The sequence below is a fragment of the Yinghuangia sp. YIM S10712 genome, assembly GCF_051388935.1.
In the GTDB taxonomy this organism is placed as follows: Bacteria; Actinomycetota; Actinomycetes; order Streptomycetales; family Streptomycetaceae; genus Yinghuangia.
Window position 1 is genome coordinate 275,537 of sequence record NZ_JBPKBI010000002.1, and the last position, 13,927, is coordinate 289,463.

Genomic DNA, 13,927 nt, shown 5'->3' on the forward strand with positions numbered 1-13,927 from the left:
GTCTTCCGCCGTTCCGTGCCATCCTCGTGCGGCGACACCGCGCGCACCGATCCTGACGGAATGTGACATACGCCAATAAAATGGATAGATGACCGCGCCTGAACGTTCGAGACCCCTGGTACGCACGGCCCGTCGCGGCCGCCCCGACCCGCGTACCCCGAACGGCAACGCGCCGTTCGGCTCGCGGCGGCCGGGTGTGCGCGACCGGGTGTTCTCCGCGGCCTTGCGCCCGACGGCCGCTGTGTGGTGGCTCTTCGGCCTGCGCCAGAGCGCCGCGACGGTACGCCACTACTACCGGCGCGGTGGCGGCGAACTCGTCGTGGCCCCCGAAGGCCCGTTGGCCACCGCGCCGTTCCGCCGGGTCGCCGACCGACACCTGGAGGAGTGGCGCGACCTGGCCGTGGCGCGCTGGCGGCGAAGCGGCGGCGTGGAGCGCGAGTTCGACACCACCACGAACTGGCACGGCGTACGCATCGGCAAAGGCGACGACCTCGACTGGTGGCTCGCGCTGCGCGGCCTGCAGTACCGCATGACCGGACGCCTCGACATCGACCCGGGCGAGGACGCCGCCGAGGACGCCCGGGTCCGCGTCGTCTACGAGGTCGAGATCTACAAGGACTGGGGCTTCGACAAGGGTGAGGACGAATACGGCCTGTCCTTCACCCCGCTGGCCCGCCTGCACGAGGCGGGTCTGGCCCGCGAGTACCGCGTCGTCGGGCGCAGCCGACCCCTGGTGTGGACCGCCCCGACCACGAAGGGGAGCCCCGGGGCCGCGGGCATGCCTGCGGGTGACCGGCGTTGACGCGTCGTTAGTGTGTCGGCAGCGAGAGGACCCCGCGCGATTGGCCCGCGCGGGGTCCTCTCCGGCCTGACTGGTCCGACGTGGGAAGACGATCGGTCCGAAAGGCCCCCGGAGGTCACGTCCCTCCGGGATTCCGTGCGTGCCGTCAGACGAGGGCGCCGGCGGCCTTCGCCCGGCCGAAGCGGGCGGCGACGTCCTGCCAGTTGACGATCCGCCACATGGCGTCGACGAAGTCGGGCTTGACGTTCTTGTACTGAAGGTAGAACGCGTGCTCCCAGGCGTCGAAGACGAGCAGCGGGATCGAGCCCTGGCCGATGTTGCCCTGGTGGTCGTAGACCTGCTCGACGATGAGGCGCTGCCCCAGGGGCTCCCACGCGAGTACGCCCCAGCCGGAGCCCTGCGTCGTGGCGGTCGCCTTGGTGAGCTGGCTCTTGAACTTCTCGAAGCCGCCGAGGTGTTCGTCGATCGCCTCGCGCAGTTCGCCCTCGGCGCCGTCCTTGCCGGGCTCGCCGCCGCCGTCACCCGACAAGTTCGTCCAGTAGATCGAGTGCAGCACATGCCCGGCGAGATGGAACGCCAGCGTGCGCTCCAGGCCGACGATGCCGCCGAGCTGGTCCTTGTCGCGGGCCTCGGCAAGCTGCTCAAGGGTGTCGTTCGCACCCTTGACATACGCCGCGTGGTGCTTGTCGTGATGCAGCTCGATGATCTGACCGCTGATGACGGGTTCCAACGCCGCGTAGTCGTACGGCAACTCGGGCAGGGTGTAGGTCATCAGTTCCTCCGAGACGATTGCACTTGCAAGCTACTTGCAACTGTCGATCCTACGCAACAAACCCTCTCGGCCGCGCAACGGCGCCACCGGCACGTCCGGCGTCCGACGGCGAATCAAGGCGCGGCTTGTCGGACACCGGCATAAACGGTCGTTAACGTCGTCGGTACGTTCATGTGAGTCCCGCAAGTGATCCGAATGGGAGTCGCCATGAGCACCGCCCTGCCCGGCGCGCCTGTACCGGTTCTCGCCGACCTCGTCCCGACGCGCTTGTTCCGCGGAGTCGTCGTACGCGACGCGGCACTCGTCGTCGGAGCCGCCGGATTCGTCGGCCTCGCCGCGCAACTCTCCGTCCTCATCCCGGGCTCGCCCGTACCCGTCACGGGTCAGACCTTCGCGGTGCTGTTGGCGGCAACGCCGTCATCTACGCGGCGGGTCTGACCTATCTCGCCCGGGATCTCGACATCGGCCTTTCCCGCGCCTACGAAATCGGTATGCAGGATTATCTTTTCGGCGACGCGCTCAAGATCGCCGTCGCCGTGGGCTTGTTGCCCGCGGTGTGGAGGCTCGCCGGTCGCCGCGGCTGACCGGAGAATCGCGATAAAACCGGTGGGGTTACCCCCGGAGCACGAGAGGGAAACGGGTGCCCGGTGTCGGCCGAGCGCGCGCCCGCGGATTTTTTCTCCTCACCAAATCCCCTTCCGGGGCGGTGACTTCGAGCTCTAGCATCCGCTCATGAATACGGGGAATTCCGTTCGCACCGTATGGGCCGGGACCATCTCGGCGCTGGTCCTCGTCATCGCGTTCGGCAACCAGTGGCTGTGGGAGGAGATCCTGGAGAAACGCGATGTCGGTGAGAACTCGGGCTGGCACATCCTGGAATGGCTCAGCACACCGCACTGGGTCGTCGACGACAGCGGCTTCTACGAGGAACTGCCGGGCAAGAACATGACCGGTTATCTCCTGGGCGTCCTCGCCCTTCTCGCCACGGTCGCGTTCGTTCTGGCAAGCGCGTCCCGCCGCGGCCAATCCAATGTGTTCCTCTGCGGCTGGTTCTCGCTGGTCGCCGGCGGTGCCGCGTACAACCTCGTCGCCTACCTGATCGCGGGACCAGGCGGCCTGTACGCATTCGCCGACAGCTCGTCCGACGACCGCTCCCTCGACGGCACCCTGGGCGTTCTGGCCTTCGGCGGCGGCTACGGCTTCCTCGCCGGCTGGGCCGTGGGGCTGGTCTGCCTGCTCGCCGCGTCGTCGGCGCACCGCCCGGGGCAGTTCGGCGCGCAGTTCTCGTACTCGTCCCCGCCGCAGACCCCGCCCTCGCCGCCGTCCTACCCGCCGCACGGGGGGAACCGGCCCTACTGACCACGCGGGCGGACCGGACCCCGCGATGTGAGTTCCCCGCGGGGTCCTGACAGACTGCCTCCCATGCGTGTTTACCTCGGCTCCGACCACGCCGGATACGACCTCAAGCAGCACCTCATCGAGTGGCTGGACGCCAACGGCCACGAGGCCGTCGACTGCGGCCCGGCCGTCCAGGCCGAGGCGTACGACTACCCCGTCTTCTGTCTGCGCGCCGGCGAGGCCGTCGCCAAGGACCCCGGCTCGCTCGGCATCGTCCTGGGCGGCTCCGGCAACGGCGAGCAGATCGCCGCGAACAAGGTCAAGGGCGTCCGCGCGGCCCTGGTGTGGCGCGACGACATCGCCGCGCTGGCGCGCGAGCACAACAACGCCAACGTGATCAGCATCGGCGCGCGGATGCACACTCCCGACGAGGCGGCGAAGTTCGTGCAGATCTTCCTTGACACGCCCTTCTCCGAGGCGCCGCGCCACATCAAGCGCATCGACCAGATGAGCACGTACGAGACCACCGGCGAGCTGCCCCCGCTGCCGGAGGCCTGATCCGTCCGTCCGGGTACGCCGGACCGCACCGCAGACCCCGCACACGGCCCGGTGGCACCTCCACCGGGCCGTCGGCGTTCGGCCGAGCAGTTCCGAGGGCAAGCCGCAGGTCAGCCTTCACATGGAAGGCCCCGGAGGGCTGCCCGCCGCCCGTCTCCGGGCGGTCCTCGGGATGTCGGAGGCGTCCGTTACCTTGGCCGACAGGACACCCGGGGGAATCCGTCGGCGTGTCCGCCGACCGCCTGTCTCGAAGGGGGAATACGTGCCCGAGGGCCACACGATCCACCGCCTCGCCGAGGAGCACACCCGGCGCTTCGCCGGCCGCCCGGTCGCGCTGTCGAGCCCGCAAGGGCGTTTCGCCGACGCCGCCAAGCTCCTCGACGGGGCCGAACTCGTCGGTGCGGAGGCGCACGGCAAGCACCTGTTCCTGGAGTTCCCGGGAGAGCGCTGGATCCACGTGCACCTGGGCATCGCCGGTATTTTCCGTTTCGAGGACTTCCCCGCGGGCGAGGGGCCCGGCCCGGTGGTCGGCGTGGTGCGGCTGCGGATGGTCGGCGAGGAAAGTTGGGCGGACCTGCGCGGACCCAATACGTGCGAGCTCATCACCCGCGCACAAAAGGACCGCCTGCACGCTCGCCTGGGGCCCGACCCGCTGCGTCCCGATGCCGACCCCGACGACGCGTGGCGCCCGATCTCGCGCAGCAGCAAGTCGATTGCCGAACTGCTCATGGACCAGAAGGTGTTGGCCGGAGTCGGCAATGTCTACCGCGCCGAGGCGCTGTTCCGCGCGGGGCTCGACCCGCACTGTGAGGGCCGCCACGTCACGCGCGAGACATGGGACGCCATATGGGCGGATCTCGTCGCGCTCATGGCCGAAGGCGTACGCCTGAACCGCATCGACACCGTGCGCCCCGAGCACACCCCCGAGGCCATGGGCCGGCCGCCGCGCCAGGACGACCACGGCGGCGAGGTGTACGTCTACCGACGCACCGGAATGCCCTGCCACGTCTGCGAGTCCGAGGTGCGCACGCAGGAACTGGTCGGCCGCAACCTCTTCTGGTGCCCGACGTGCCAGCCCCCCGCCGATCGCCGTACCGCCGGTGGCGACCGGACGAACCAACAGGCGCCTGCGACCGTCTGACACAGCGCCAGGACCCGCAGGCGCCACGCACGCGACAACCAGCCTCCTGTGAACGGCCGTTCTTCCCTTGGAGTCGGCCGTGAAACCGTGAGCGTGCGGGCCGGAGCGGCCGGACCAAGTCGTTCCGGTGTGGCCGAATCCGGTCCGCGTCGCATGCGAGCGGCGCCCAGCGCCTGTCCGGTGGACCTTTGCGGGCCCGCACTTTGCGATGGCCTCGACCACACCCGCAGGCCGGTCAGAAGAGGTCCACCGGACAAACTCCAAGTGCCGCCGGCCCGCCCCGACCCGCATCGACCGAACACCCCGAGCACCGGAGCAGCCGCCGTGCCTCCTGACGTTCTGGAGACAAGTCGATATCCCTTCGGATTTTCCGGCGCTAAGTCCCTTTATTGCCGAAAGCCTTTGTTCGCTCACGTCGACGCGGCGCGGCGGGCTCGGTAGGGTCGCTCAATGCCGGAGACGAGAGGATCGCAGTCTCGGCGACTCGCCCGCCGGGCAGGACAGTTGCGCATGTGGGCTCGCCACACTCTGCTGCCTTCCGACCGATTCGTGCTGGTCGTGCTGCTCTCCCTGGTCACCGCCTGCGCGTTGCTGCCGGCCGCCGACGCCGGGTGGTTCCCGGTGACGGCCCTGGTGATCCCGGTGGTCGTCGGCGGCCTTCTGCTCCGCATGCCGAGCCTCTTCCTGCTTTACGCGGCGACCGCCGGCGTGCTCCTCGCCCAGGACCGAACCGGCTGGCCGGTCGACGTCACGCCGGGCGCGGTCATCGTCATCACGGTGGTCGCGGTCATCGTGATGTTCGTCGCACGCATCCGCACACGTCTCGGACTCCAGGCCACCCGCGGCGAGTCGATGCTCTTCGACCTGCGCGACCGGCTGCGGGCGCACGGTGTGGTGCCGCAACTCCCGCCCCAGTGGCAATCCCACGTCGTCCTGCGCCCGGCCGGCGGCCAGGCGTTCTCCGGTGACTTCGTGGTCGCGACCCGGGGCCGCCGAGGGGGCCGCATGCTCGAGATCGCCCTCGTGGACGTCTCCGGCAAGGGCCTGGACGCCGGCACGCGCGCCCTGCTGCTCTCCGGCGCCTTCGGTGGGCTGATCGGTTCGCTGCCGCCGCGCGGATTCCTGCCGGCCGCCAACGACTATCTGCTGCGCCAGGGTTGGCCCGAAGGCTTCGCGACCGCGGTGCACATCGCGGTCGACCTGGAGACGGGAGCGTACGAACTGCTCTCGGCGGGCCACCCGCCCGGCGCGCACTGGGTCGCGAACTCGGGCCGGTGGGAGATACGCGAGGCCGAAGGGCCGCTGCTCGGTGTCATCCCCGGCGCCGAGTTCGAGGGCGTCAGCGGTGTGCTCGGCCCCGGTGACGCGCTGCTGCTGTTCACCGACGGCATGGTCGAAGTCCCCGGCCAGGACATCTCCGTCGGCATCGACCGGCTGCTGGGGGAGGCGGAGAAACTCGTCGCCGACGACTTCGCGGACGGCGCGCGCCGGATCGTCGACTCCGCGAGCGGCAACGTCGCCGACGACCGGGCGGTGATCCTGCTGCGACGCATCGGCAACACCGGGTAGGCAGCCGCCGACCGGCGACTGCCCGTCCCGTAGGGCGTCAGCCCAGTTGCGCCTCGATCGCCGCGACCAGTGCCGGGTCGTGCGCGTCGACCGTCGGCCGGAACCGACCGACGACCGTGCCGTTGTCATCGAGCAGGAGTTTCTCGAAGTTCCACTGCATATTCCCGGCCGCGCCCTCGGCGTCCGGTGTCTCGGTCAGCGGGGACGAGACGCCGGATGTCGTCGAGCAGTCCTCCGGAATCTCCTCGGCGGTGCCGGGCCCCTGACCCGTCGGTTCACGCGTGCGGGTGAAGTCCTGGTTCGCAGGGTTTGCTCTGCGGACAACGCTTGTAAGGTCGCACTAGGGCCGGGCTGGTCCTTCTGCAACGTGGCTCAGCCACCGTGCGGAGAAGCCCCCGGATTCGTCCAGGGGAGGAGTCACGAACTGGTTGCACGGCAATCAAAGTCAGCGCGGCAACACGCGCACCCCCGGACGGCGGGCGGCCATTACTGACTGCCCGCCCCCCGGTCCTCGACCGTACGCCGGAACCCCTCGCGCCACGGAACCGTGCAAGGCCCGGTGAACGACGCCCGCCTGGCGGTGTCCAGGATCTGCCCGCGCAGCGTCCCCGGCTGAGGGACGACACGGACCTCGGCCGCACGACCGGTCAGCTCACCGAAATACGCCGACCACTCCTGCACGCTCACCGGTTCGTCACCGCCCCAATTGACCACGGTCGCCGGCGTCGACGCCGCGGCCAGCAGGGCTTCGGTCTGCGTGTTGATGTCGTCCTGGTGAATCGGGCTGTACATGCACGGATCCCAGCGCGTCACCACCGGGCGGCCTTCGAGGATCGCCGCCAAGTGGTGTGTCGGCAGCCCGCCGTTGGCCCCGTACGAGGCGTTCATGCGCGCGATCGTGACCGGCAGGTCGAACGCCCGCGCACAGAAACGCGCGACGGCCTCCTCGGCCGTCTTGGACACCGAATAGGTGGGCGCGTGCGCGACGTTCGCGTCTCCCAGCGGCGAGGTCTCGGTGAACACGTGCAGGGGATCCTCGTGCGGTCGCAGCACCGACGCCGTCGACATCACCAACGCGGCCTTGGCGCGGCGGCAATGCCGCAGCAGCAGTCCCGTGCCCTCCGCGTTGACGCGCAGCGCCTCGTCGAAATCGAGTCCCGGCGCCTGATAGGTCGCCAGGTGCAGGACGTACGTGAAATCCCGCGGCAGGTCGCGAAAGTCACCCGCGCCCAAATCGATCGCCCGGGTCTTCACACCCAGCGCTTCGACTTCGGCCCGGGCGGCGGGGTCGGTGAAACGTGCGATTCCCCACACCTCGTTCTCCCCGGCCAGGTATTCGGTGAGCGGAAATGCGATCTGCCCCGCCGGACCGGTGACCAGTATCTTCTCGCCGGACAGCATCCTCGACGCCTCCCTCGGACGGTGACGACTCGTCATATCCGAGAACCCGCGACGAATCCAGCGGGACCCCGGGGTGCGCGGAACCCGTTCGGCCCTCTAATGTCGATCCGCCGTGGTGCTTCGGGAAACCGGTGTGGAACCGGTGCGGCCCTCGCCACTGTGATCGGGGAGTTCCTTCTCCACTTGCCACTGGGCGCGTCACGACGCGTCTGGGAAGGCGGAGCACGGAACGTTCGACCCGTAAGCCAGGAGACCGGCCACGGCGAACGTTCTGTCCACGAGGTGCTGGAGAGGGAACCTAGCCATGCATATAGCCGAGGGCTACCTGCCCTGGCAGCACGCTGCCGCCTGGGGCGCGGTCTCCGCCCCCTTCGTCGTCCACGGCGCCCGCGCGCTCACCGTGCAAGTCCGCCAACGTCCCGAGAACACCCTGCTGCTCGGGGCGTCCGGCGCTTTCTCGTTCGTCCTGTCGGCGCTCAAGATCCCGTCGGTGACCGGCAGTTGCAGCCACCCGACCGGCACCGGACTGGGGGCGATCCTGTTCCGGCCGCCGGTGATGGCCGTCCTCGGCACGATCACCCTGCTGTTCCAGGCACTCCTGCTCGCGCACGGCGGGCTCACGACGCTCGGGGCCAACGCGTTCTCGATGGCGATCGTCGGCCCCTGGGCGGGGTACGCGGTGTACCGCCTCGTCCGCTCGTGGCTGCCGGACAACCTCGACATCGCGGTCTTCGCCGGCGCGTTTGTCGCCGACCTGTCCACGTACTGCGTCACCAGTGTGCAGCTCGCGCTGGCCTTTCCCGACCCCGACAGCGGGTTCGCCGGAGCGCTCGCCAAGTTCAGCGGCATCTTCTCCGTCACGCAGATCCCCCTCGCGGTCAGCGAGGGCCTGCTGACCGTCCTGGTGATCCGGCTGCTGCGGCAGTCCGGCGCCGCCGAACTCGTGCGGCTCGGAGTCGACAAGCCCACCGACCGGTCCGCCGACAAGCCCGCCGACACCGCCGACACCGCCGACAAGCCTGCCGACAAGCCTGCCGGCCACTCCGTCGGCAAGGCCGACGACGAGCGCGTCGACGAGCCCGGCGGCAACGCCGAAGACCCGGCCGTGACCACGACGACCCCGACGGAGACGGCCAAGTGAAGCGCGCGACCAAGATCAATCTGCTGCTCGTCCTGGCCGTTCTCCTGCTCGCCTGCCTGCCGCTGGTGCTCGGACTCGGAGACGACGAGGAAGAGCCCTTCACGGGCTCCGACGCCCAGGCCGAAACCGCGATCACCGAGAACGACCCCGACTACGAGCCGTGGTTCAGCCCGATCTACGAACCCCCGTCCGGCGAGATCGAGTCGGGACTGTTCGCCGCCCAGGCGGCCATCGGTGCCGGGGTGGTCGGCTACTTCCTCGGTGTGGTGCGCACGCGCCGCAAGTACGCCGCGGGCACCGCTTCCGGCACCTGGACGGCCGACCCTGCGGCACCCGGGGCGCGCCCGGCGCCGGCGGCCGACACCACCGCGGAAGGCGACGCGGACCAGGCCGAAACGGGCGCGCGCTCCTGATGCTCCCCATCGATGTCGCGGCGCACACCAGCCGGTGGCGCCGCCGCCACCCCGTGGACAAAGCCGTCCTCGCGTTCGGGCTTCTGGTGGCAGCCATCGCGCTGCCCCCGTGGCCCGGCGCGGTGGTCGTCGGCACCGCGACGCTCGCGGTGCTGCTCGCCGGGGCCCGGGTTCCACCGCGCAGACTGTGGCGTGCCGCGCGTGCTCCCCTCGGGTTCGCGGTCACCGGCGCGGCGACGCTGCTGATCTCGCTCGGGGGAGCGCACGGGGTCGGATTCGCCGAGAACGGGGCCTACCGTGCGGGCGAGTTGCTGGCCCGGACCGTCGCGGCCTCGCTCGCCGTCCTGCTGTTCGCGTTCACCACGCCTTTGTCCGACGTACTGCCGCGCCTGGTCCGATGCGGTGTGCCGGCCGCGGTGGTCGACGTCGCGGCCGTCATGTACCGCATGGTGTTCCTGCTGCTCGATACGACCGCGCGCATCCGCCACGCCCAGGCCGGACGCCTCGGGCACGCCACCCGAGGGGCCGAGTGGCGTGCGGTCGCCGGTCTCGGCGCGACCGTCTTCGTGCACGCCTTCGCCCGCGCACGGCGCCTCCAAGACGGCCTCGCCGGACGCGGTTACGACGGCACCCTGCACGTCCTGGTCGACGGCGACCCGGTCTCCCGCCGCTTCGTCACCCTGTCCCTCGCGTTCGTCGCCGCCGTGGTGACCGCCGCTCTTGTGATCACCCCCCTTGCCCCGGAGCTGCCGTGAACCCGCCGACCAGCCCGCCAACCCTCCGCCTGGAAGACGTCGGTTTCCGCTACGAAGACGGACCCGCCGTCATCGACGACCTCACCCTCACCGTCGTCCCGGGCCGCGCGCTGGCGCTGCTCGGCCCCAACGGCAGTGGCAAGACGACGCTGCTGCGCCTGCTCACCGGCGGTCTGCGGCCGGTCGGCGGCCAGATCACCCTGGACGGCGTCCCGGTGCGCCACGACCGCAAGGGCCTGACCGCGCTGCGCCGCACAGTGCAGTTGGTCGTGCAGGACCCCGACGACCAGCTCTTCTCCGCATCCGTCGGCCAGGACGTCTCCTTCGGACCGCTCAATCTCGGGCTGTCCGACGACGAGGTCCGCACCCGCGTCGCGGAAGCCCTCGACGCTCTGGAGATCACCGCGCTGCGCGACCGGCCCACGCACCTGCTGTCGTTCGGCCAGCGCAAGCGCGTGGCGATCGCCGGTGCGGTCGCGATGCGCCCCGCGGTCCTCGTGCTCGACGAGCCGACGGCCGGGCTCGACCCGGCCGGGCAGGAGGCGCTTCTCGCCACCCTCGCCGCCCTTCAGGCTGCGGGGACCACGGTCGTCATGGCCACCCACGACGTCGACCTCGCACTGCGCTGGGCCGACGACGCCGCGGTGCTCGCCGACGGGCGTTTGCACACCGGGCCCGCCGACGAACTGCTCGGCGACACAGGGCTGTTGACAGCAGCGCGGCTGCGTCCGACATGGGCGCACGCGGCGGCGGCCGTGCTGCGGGTGCACGGGGTGCTCGCCGGCGGGGCCCCGATCCCGCGTACGCCGGAGGAACTCGTGGGCTACGCCGTGAAGTCCGTGGGCCGATAACGGCTTCGAAATCGCCGCAGATCGGACGTCATCTGCGGACATACAACCGTAAAAGCTCCCGAGCGCATGAGTACCCTGATGGGCGGCTCCTTCGTCTCCGCGCGTCACGAAGTGAGCCGCCCCGACCACCCGCGTGCCATCGTGGAGAGCTTGTGCTGTCGCCGTACCGCCGCATATTCGAGGTTCCCGGCAGCCTTGCCTTCTCGGGCGCGGGCCTGCTGTCCCGGATGCCGCTCTCGATGACCGGCATCGGCGTCGTGACGATGCTGTCCCAGATACGCGGTTCGTACGGCCTCGCAGGAGCGGTCACGGCGGTGATGATGATCTCCGGGGCGTTCTTCGGCCCCCAGATCTCCCGGCTCGTCGACCGGTACGGCCAAAGTCGCGTCGCGCTTCCCGCGACCGCCGTCACCGTCACCGGAGGCGCCGCCCTCCTGCTGTGCGCCCGATTCGAAGCCCCCGACTGGACGCTCTTCGCGGCGGCCGTGCCGATCGGCTGCATGCCCACCTTCGGCTCGATGGTCCGTGCGCGATGGGCCCACATATTCGCCGACGACCCGCAGCGGCTGCACACCGCCTACTCCTTCGAATCGGTCGCCGACGAAGTGTGCTTCATCGCCGGCCCGATCCTGTCCGTCGGCCTCTCGACCGCCGTCTTCCCCGAGGCCGGCCCCCTGCTGTCCGGGACGTTCCTGACCATCGGGGCGATCCTCTTCTGCGCGCAGCGCCGCACGGAACCGCCGGTCCGCGCGGTCGCCGGCGAGAAGCACGGCTCCGCGATCCGCTCCCCGGGCCTGCGGGTGCTCATGCTCACCTTCGCCGCCACCGGCGCAGTCTTCGGCGGGGTCGACGTCGTCACCGTCGCGTACGCCGAAGACGAGGGCCACAAGGCGCTGGCCAGCATCGCCCTCGCCGTCTATGCGGCCGGCTCATGCCTCGCGGGCATCGTCTTCGGCATGGTCGAACCGCGCGGAAGCGCGCCGCGCCGCTTCCTGATCGGCGTGGCCGGAATGGCCGCGAGCCTTGTGCCGCTGCTGTTCGTCGGCAATCTGGCGTGGGTGGCCGCCGCGCTCTTCCTCGCCGGCATGTCCGTGGCCCCGACCATGGTCACCACGATGTCGCTGGTCGGCACCTTCGTGCCGGCCCGGCAGTTCAACGAAGGCATGTCCTGGACCCTCACCGGCCTGGCCCTGGGCGTCGCGGCCGGCTCCTCGGTCGGCGGCGCCGTCGTCGACGCCCACGGTGCCGCGGCCGGCTACGGCGTCCCGGTCGCCGCGGGGGCCCTGGCCGCCGTCACCGCCCTCGCGGGCGCCCGCCGCCTCCAGGCGCCGTCCGCTCCGCACGCACAAATCGGCCCTGACACCGCGTCACCGCAGGTCAGGGCCGATATACACAGAGCGGATGACGGGAATCGAACCCGCGTAATCAGTTTGGAAGACTGAGGCTCTACCATTGAGCTACATCCGCGTGCACTGAAACGCACGGTCATGGCCGTGCGCCTTGGCATAGAGTACCGGATCGGCGAGAGTCGCACGCGGGCGGGCGCGCGGGGACGTATCACGGTCAGTGCAGACTGGACCGCGGTGTCCTCTAGACTCTTCCGAGCGCCACGGGGCGTAGCGTAGTGGCTAGCGCGCCTGCTTTGGGAGCAGGAGATCGGGAGTTCGAGTCTCCCCGCCCCGACCATGTGTCCCGGTGGCGGCGCCCCCGCGCAAACCGTCACAAACCCACTGACCTGGCCGGAAGTACGCAAGACAAGTACCGCCGCCCGCAACAAGGAGACCCAACCGTGAAGAGCGCCGTGGAGACTCTGAACCCGACCCGGGTTCGGCTCACCGTCGAGGTTCCCTCCGAGGAGCTCAAGCCCAGCCTCGATGCGGCGTACAAGAAGATCAGCCAATCGATCACGGTGCCGGGCTTCCGCAAGGGCAAGGTCCCCTCGCGCATCATCGACCAGCGATTCGGCCGCGAGGCGGTATTCGTCGAGGCGTTCGACGACATCCTGTCGTCTTCGTACGGCAAGGCCGTCGAGGAGAACGAGCTCCGCGTGCTCGGCCAGCCCGAGGTCACCGACGTGACCGAGGTCGCCGAGCTCTCGAACGGCGCCGACCTGAAGTTCGTCGCGGAGGTCGACACCCGGCCGTCGATCGAGGTCCCCGACTACGACGGCATCGAGGTGACGGTCGACGACCTCGCGGTCACCGACGAGGACATCGACGGCCAGCTCGAACAACTGCGCGACCGCTTCGGCTCGCTCAAGGTCGTCGAGCGCGCCGCCGAGTCCGGCGACACCGTGGTGATCGACCTGGAGGCCAAGGTCGACGGCGAGATCCTGGAGGACGGCGTCGCGACGGGTCTCTCGTACGTCGTCGGCAGCGGCACCATGCTGGACGGCCTGGACGAGGCCGTGACGGGGCTGTCAGCCGGCGAGGACAAGACCTTCACCAGCGAGCTGACCGGCGGCGAGGGCGAGGGCCGCACGGCCGACGTCAAGGTCACCGTCACCTCCGTCAAGGTCAAGGAACTGCCCGAGCTCGACGACGACTTCGCGCAGCTCGCCAGCGAGTTCGACACCCTCGACGAGCTCAAGGCCGACATCAAGGGCCGCCTGGAGCACACCAAGGCGCACGACCAGATCAACGACGGCCGCGACAAGGTCCTCGACCGGCTGCTGGAGCTCGTCGAGGTCCCGCTGCCGGAGAAGGTCGTCGCGGAGGAGATCGATCAGCGCAAGCAGCAGATGGACCAGCAGCTCGCGATGATGGGCGTGTCGCTGGACAAGTGGCTGGAGATCCAGGGCCAGACCGCCGAGGCCTACGACGCCGAGCTGGAGGAGAGCGTCGCCAAGGGCATGCGCGTGCAGTTCCTCCTCGACGAGATCGTCAAGAAGGAGCAGATCTCGGTCAACCAGGAGGAGCTGACCCAGCACCTCATCGCCCGCGCGCAGCAGTCCGGCATGAGCCCGGACCAGTTCGCGCAGCAGGTCATGCAGGCGGGCTACGTCCCGGTGCTGGTCGGCGAGGTCGCGCGCGGCAAGGCGCTCGACGTGCTCGCCGCGGCCGCCAAGGCCACCGACGCCTCCGGCAACGCGGTCGACCTCGGCAAGGACCTCCACGCGGACGGCGAGGGCCACGAGCACCACGACCACTGAGCACCGGTTGCGGGGGGGGGGGGGGGGGGGGGGGG

13 protein-coding genes, 2 tRNA genes, 2 pseudogenes and 1 riboswitch are annotated in these 13,927 nt (G+C 70.1%); of the genes and pseudogenes, 13 read left to right on the forward strand and 4 right to left on the reverse strand.

The window, feature by feature from the left end; genetic code table 11:
* Positions 1 to 88: 88 nt before the first annotated feature.
* Complete coding sequence (locus ACRX5W_RS06670; protein ID WP_436787007.1) at positions 89 to 802, forward strand: hypothetical protein; 714 nt, start codon at positions 89 to 91, stop codon at positions 800 to 802.
* 145 nt (positions 803 to 947) lie between these two features.
* Here the strand turns inward: ACRX5W_RS06670 and ACRX5W_RS06675 are convergent, their stop codons facing one another.
* On the reverse strand, positions 948 to 1,577 hold the full coding sequence (locus tag ACRX5W_RS06675; RefSeq protein ID WP_436787501.1) for a superoxide dismutase: 630 nt from the start codon (positions 1,575 to 1,577) through the stop codon (positions 948 to 950).
* Positions 1,578 to 1,781: 204 nt separating this feature from the next.
* Here ACRX5W_RS06675 and ACRX5W_RS06680 point away from each other — a divergent pair.
* The 5 genes and pseudogenes from ACRX5W_RS06680 (at position 1,782) to ACRX5W_RS06700 (ending at position 6,180) form a co-directional block, all read left to right on the forward strand.
* Positions 1,782 to 2,158: pseudogene (locus tag ACRX5W_RS06680) on the forward strand (biotin transporter BioY).
* A gap of 148 nt (positions 2,159 to 2,306) precedes the next feature.
* A complete protein-coding gene (locus ACRX5W_RS06685) occupies positions 2,307 to 2,933 on the forward strand; it encodes a hypothetical protein (RefSeq protein ID WP_436787008.1) in 627 nt (208 codons plus the stop codon).
* Between the two features lie 63 nt (positions 2,934 to 2,996).
* Entirely contained in the window at positions 2,997 to 3,470 is a 474-nt protein-coding gene (locus tag ACRX5W_RS06690) for a ribose-5-phosphate isomerase (protein WP_436787009.1), read from the forward strand.
* A 262-nt stretch (positions 3,471 to 3,732) separates the two neighbouring features.
* Positions 3,733 to 4,611, forward strand: coding sequence for an Fpg/Nei family DNA glycosylase (locus ACRX5W_RS06695; protein WP_436787010.1), 879 nt, complete (start codon positions 3,733 to 3,735; stop codon positions 4,609 to 4,611).
* Positions 4,612 to 5,121: 510 nt separating this feature from the next.
* Entirely contained in the window at positions 5,122 to 6,180 is a 1,059-nt protein-coding gene (locus ACRX5W_RS06700; protein ID WP_436787011.1) for a PP2C family protein-serine/threonine phosphatase, read from the forward strand.
* A gap of 37 nt (positions 6,181 to 6,217) precedes the next feature.
* On the opposite strand, the gene ACRX5W_RS06705 is transcribed toward ACRX5W_RS06700, so the two are convergent.
* Both ACRX5W_RS06705 and ACRX5W_RS06710 read right to left on the reverse strand, forming a co-directional pair.
* Positions 6,218 to 6,340, reverse strand: a complete 123-nt coding sequence (locus tag ACRX5W_RS06705) for a hypothetical protein (protein ID WP_436787012.1) — start codon at positions 6,338 to 6,340, stop codon at positions 6,218 to 6,220.
* Between the two features lie 326 nt (positions 6,341 to 6,666).
* Positions 6,667 to 7,581, reverse strand: coding sequence for an NAD-dependent epimerase/dehydratase family protein (locus ACRX5W_RS06710; RefSeq protein WP_436787013.1), 915 nt, complete (start codon positions 7,579 to 7,581; stop codon positions 6,667 to 6,669).
* A gap of 96 nt (positions 7,582 to 7,677) precedes the next feature.
* Positions 7,678 to 7,857, forward strand: a riboswitch (cobalamin riboswitch).
* 28 nt (positions 7,858 to 7,885) lie between these two features.
* On the opposite strand from ACRX5W_RS06710, the pseudogene ACRX5W_RS06715 reads away from it, so the two are divergent.
* The 5 genes and pseudogenes from ACRX5W_RS06715 to ACRX5W_RS06735 all read left to right on the forward strand — a co-directional run.
* Positions 7,886 to 8,560 (forward strand): annotated as a pseudogene (locus ACRX5W_RS06715) (energy-coupling factor ABC transporter permease); the annotation flags it as partial.
* Positions 8,561 to 8,718: 158 nt separating this feature from the next.
* Positions 8,719 to 9,135, forward strand: coding sequence for an energy-coupling factor ABC transporter substrate-binding protein (locus tag ACRX5W_RS06720; protein ID WP_436787014.1), 417 nt, complete (start codon positions 8,719 to 8,721; stop codon positions 9,133 to 9,135).
* Positions 9,135 to 9,890, forward strand: coding sequence for a cobalt ECF transporter T component CbiQ (cbiQ, locus tag ACRX5W_RS06725; protein ID WP_436787015.1), 756 nt, complete (start codon positions 9,135 to 9,137; stop codon positions 9,888 to 9,890). The genes ACRX5W_RS06720 and cbiQ overlap by 1 nt, the downstream gene beginning before the upstream one ends.
* Positions 9,887 to 10,741 carry an energy-coupling factor ABC transporter ATP-binding protein gene (locus ACRX5W_RS06730; protein WP_436787016.1) on the forward strand — a complete coding sequence of 285 codons (855 nt, stop codon included), beginning with the start codon at positions 9,887 to 9,889 and terminating at the stop codon, positions 10,739 to 10,741. The genes cbiQ and ACRX5W_RS06730 overlap by 4 nt, the downstream gene beginning before the upstream one ends.
* 152 nt (positions 10,742 to 10,893) lie before the next feature.
* Entirely contained in the window at positions 10,894 to 12,183 is a 1,290-nt protein-coding gene (locus ACRX5W_RS06735; RefSeq protein ID WP_436787502.1) for an MFS transporter, read from the forward strand.
* Here ACRX5W_RS06735 and ACRX5W_RS06740 read toward each other — a convergent pair.
* A tRNA-Gly gene (locus ACRX5W_RS06740) sits at positions 12,138 to 12,208 on the reverse strand. The genes ACRX5W_RS06735 and ACRX5W_RS06740 overlap by 46 nt on opposite strands.
* A 143-nt stretch (positions 12,209 to 12,351) precedes the next feature.
* On the opposite strand from ACRX5W_RS06740, the gene ACRX5W_RS06745 reads away from it, so the two are divergent.
* Positions 12,352 to 12,427: transfer RNA gene (locus ACRX5W_RS06745), tRNA-Pro, on the forward strand.
* A 103-nt stretch (positions 12,428 to 12,530) separates the two neighbouring features.
* Positions 12,531 to 13,892, forward strand: a complete 1,362-nt coding sequence (gene tig, locus ACRX5W_RS06750; protein ID WP_436787017.1) for a trigger factor — start codon at positions 12,531 to 12,533, stop codon at positions 13,890 to 13,892.
* The last annotated feature ends 35 nt before the right edge of the window (positions 13,893 to 13,927 follow it).